Origin of the sequence: Daejeonella sp. (genome assembly GCF_049655485.1) — a bacterium.
Taxonomy (GTDB): domain Bacteria; phylum Bacteroidota; class Bacteroidia; order Sphingobacteriales; family Sphingobacteriaceae; genus Daejeonella.
Map to the genome: position 1 here is coordinate 1 of NZ_JBASJU010000287.1, position 3,835 is coordinate 3,835.

At 42.7% G+C, this 3,835-nt stretch carries 3 protein-coding genes; all 3 read right to left on the reverse strand.

Annotated features, from left to right (window positions below; translation table 11 throughout):
• The coding region (sprA, locus tag WBJ10_RS12170; protein WP_424290660.1) for a cell surface protein SprA at nucleotides 1-2,036 on the reverse strand (2,036 nt) is incomplete at its 3' end.
• Between the two features lie 77 nt (nucleotides 2,037-2,113).
• Nucleotides 2,114-2,698 (reverse strand): Holliday junction branch migration protein RuvA, encoded by a 585-nt coding sequence (gene ruvA, locus WBJ10_RS12175; protein WP_424290662.1) that lies wholly within the window; start codon nucleotides 2,696-2,698, stop codon nucleotides 2,114-2,116.
• 6 nt (nucleotides 2,699-2,704) lie between these two features.
• Nucleotides 2,705-3,835, reverse strand: a 1,131-nt coding sequence (locus tag WBJ10_RS12180) for a phosphate acyltransferase (protein WP_424290664.1), incomplete at its 5' end; no start/stop codon positions are given.

The window sequence follows — 3,835 nt, forward strand, 5'->3', positions numbered from 1 at the left end:
GCCTGATTGAGTATACTAACCATACCGCCATTATAATCGACGGTAAAATCAACTCCTTCCTGTAATGGCAAGGTCCCTGCTACCACCTGAACTGAACCTTGCGGTACGTTTATGGCATTTAACTGGAAAACAGAATTTGCCTGCGATTGGTAAGTACCGCGAATCTGGTATCTGTTTAACCTTGGGAAAAGCTGCTGAGCCAGAACTTTAGTCGAGTCATATAAGGGCTGATAGACATATTTTTCAATAAGATTCCGCTCAGAAACCGGGTTAAATCGCTTTGCCAGGTCAGAACCAAAAGGCTCTATCAACGGAAAAGTAATTCTCCCATTCCGGGGATCTATCGTAATTCCTTCCACAAAGTCGAAGAAGCCGTCAGGCCTCCGGTCATTTTGCTGATTCAGCTTATCAAGGTCTGTTAACTGCAACCATAACTTCCCACTGGTATTTTGCCCTTCAGTAATCTGAGGAGTTTCAACTCCGGTATCCTCCCCTAACCTGAAGATGTTCAACCTGAAATCCGTCCTGCTAATCTCGTAAGCCCCTAATGAGTAAATGTTTTTCATCATTAGGTCCCACGTAGGCAGGCTGGTCTTTAAAGTTTCGTTCTTTAGAAGCTTAGTATAAAGTACTTGCGGAGTAGTATTGTCCACAGAAACATCAGTAGAAAATTCCCCTACCTGATATTCAACTCCATTGACTGTATAACGGAAAGCCACGGCGAGCACTTCGTCGGCATTCAAAGAAGTGTTTAGCGAGATATACCCAAGCCTCGGATTTAAAGTAAATTCCTTATCTGTCAGAAATCGTGCGAACGTAAGCTTTACGAAATTATCTGTAGCACCGTTCGCCTGAAAAAATGCACTCGCATCATTACTATTCGTCAGCCTTGTTCCGGGAGGCAAAACCTGCAGGAGGTTATTTGATTGCTGTGTGAAACCCGGGCCGGTAAAACCTGCGGGAAGGGCCGAAAAACCTGCACCACCCCTCACCTGGGCCGAATTGTAAACATTATTCTCACCGAGATCAATCAGCGCAAGTACATCCCTGGAGTTAGTAGTACTGTTAGCCCGATTTGTAACCCAAACCTCAATTTTAGTGATATTAATATTTGAGTTGATTATTGGCGTGTTCTCAAGAGCCCGGTTATAATTATTCCGGAAGTATTGAGCGAGAAAGAAGTGCTTGTTCGCCTCGTAGTTGTCGGCAGAAATAGCAAACTCATTTTGCTGGGAACCGTTAGTTATCGTTATCTCACGCTGCTGCGATTTCTGCTGCGAGAAGACGGTCGTAACATTTAGCCGCCCAAACTGAAGCTGAGTCTTCAATCCAAAGAGTGCCTGACTTCCGGAAATTAAAGATGTGCTCAGGGGAAGGCTTACGTTTCCCGCTTCAATTTTCTGAATAATCTCATCATCCCTGCCCGTATAGTCAAGTTTAACCTGATTCTCAAAATCAAACTGGGCCTGTGTGTTATAGTTGGTTGTTATTCTGAGTTTGTCTCCAATCTGCCCCACCACATTCATCTGGATACGCTGATCGAAATCGAAATTGCCCTGCGTTCTTTGGCGCTCATTAAATAAAGGGTTCTCATTCCGGTTGATCCTCCCTGAAAAGGTTAAATCGGCAGATCCTTGTGGGCGAATATCTATTGTGGAACCACCGAATATTTTCTCGAATGATTTACTATTAATCTTTACAGGTGGGATAAAACCCGGTTCCCTCGCTTCAACCAGGGGAAGATCGGCCAATTCACGCCAGTAATTTCTCTTGATGAGCTCGTTCTCATACTTTTGGTACTCTTCAATACTTAAATACTGAGGCGAGCGGTAAAGACGATCGCCAATTTTTTCGCGAATAATATAACGTTTTGAAATGGGGTCGAATTCAACACTTCGCTGAATATTGGAGGGATTAGGAAGTGTTATTCCAGTAGGGCGTTTTAACTGTATGTATCTTGAATCTTCAAAAGGGTAGGTCAGTTTAGTGGTGTCCTTCGTCGCGACAGTGTTTTGTGCGAAAACCTGTCCGCCCATTAGAGCAGATAAGAGGAAGCAAACCCTACTCAAATAAAACGACACAGCACGTTTCAATTTCCTGACAATTGATAAAATTACAAACTTTTAAGAGCGCTTTTTAGTAAATGTTCAACCGTTAAATCTTCACCTTCTGATTTTAATGCCGCATCCAAAGCTTTTTCAGCGATATTTTTTGTAAACCCAAGCATCACGAGGGCAGATAATGCCTCATCTTTTGCTGTTATATTATGAGGCATGGAAATCAATGTATCCGGGCCTTCTTTTTTCAATTTATCCTGCAGTTCCAGGATCATACGCTGTGCGGATTTTGGACCAATTCCCTTAATCCGCTGGATCAGGGGAACATCGCCTTTTACAATCGCAATTTGTATTTCTGCAGGTGTTATAGATGATAAAATCATCCTTCCCGTATTTGGACCTATCCCTGAAACAGAAATAAGGTGCAAAAACAAGCGTCTTTCTCCTTCGTCAAAGAAGCCGTACAGGGTATGTCCGTCTTCTTTGACATGGAGCCAGGTATAAAGCTTACATCTTTCCGCATCATTTAGCGCTGCGTAAGTATTAAGTGAGATATTAATATGATATCCAACTCCGCCGGCGTCTATAACAACATACGTAGGACACTTAAAAACAAGTTTTCCATCGATATAAGCGTACATTATATTCTATTTCTGAGTTTTAGTTACACGACTGAAAATACCTCTTTTTCTCGAGGATGTTTCCTGCTCTTCCTTGGTTTGGGCATCCACCACAGCAATGGTTACCATATTGACAATCTCCCGGACAGAACTATCCAGCTGCAATACATGCACCGGCTTCTTAAGTCCCAGAAGGATAGGCCCTACGGCTTCTGCACCACCAAGCTCCTGTAGCAATTTATACGCAATATTTCCCGATTCGAGGTTGGGAAACATCAGCACATTAGCTGGAGCACCGTTCAATGTACTGAATGGATAATTATCTTTTAACAGATCAGGATTCATTGCAAAATTTGCCTGCATTTCGCCGTCGACAATTATTTCAGGGTATTTTTTATGCAATATCTTTACGGCCTCGCGCACTTTCTCCGGAACTATACCGTCGTTAGATCCAAAGTTAGAGTAAGATAGCATGGCTATCCGGGGCTGGATGTTAAACTTTTTCACCGACTTGTCCACCAGGACAGTGATGTCTACAAGCTCCTCAAGACTTGGGTTCTCATTAACAGTTGTGTCACCAAAAAATACTGGCCCTTTTTTCGTGAGCATCATGTACATCCCGGCAACACGGTTAACTCCTTCCTCAATACCAATAACTTGTAAAGCAGGTTTAATGGTTGTCCCATAGTCTTTAGTGAGGCCTGAAATCAATGCATCAGCCTGACCGAACTGAACCATAGTTGCACCATAATAATTACGATCACGCATCAGCTTTTTAGCTTCGGAAAGCGTGACACCACGGCGCTGACGTTTCTTATAGAAGAATTCCGCGTAGTGTGCAGAAATAATTTTCTCTTCAACCGGATTTATAATCTCCACTCCGTCGAGCTCAAGCTCATGATCTGCAATAATTTGTTTGATCTTCTCTTTATTACCCAGCAAAATAGGTATGGCGATACCCTCATCTTTAACGATCTGCGCAGACTTTAATATTTTATAATTATCTGCTTCTGCAAATACAACACGCTTAGGCGATGATTTAGCTTTATTCGTTATCGCCCTCAATATTTTATCGTCCGTTCCTAATCGGATTTTAAGCTCTTCGTTATAGCCTTCCCAATCTGTAATGATTTTCCGGGCTACGCCAGATTCAATAGC

Excerpts from the sequence above, each read along its gene's own strand:
- ruvA (WP_424290662.1), bottom strand. The coding sequence starts at position 2,698 with ATGTACGCTTATATCGATGGAAAACTTGTTTTTAAGTGTCCTACGTAT.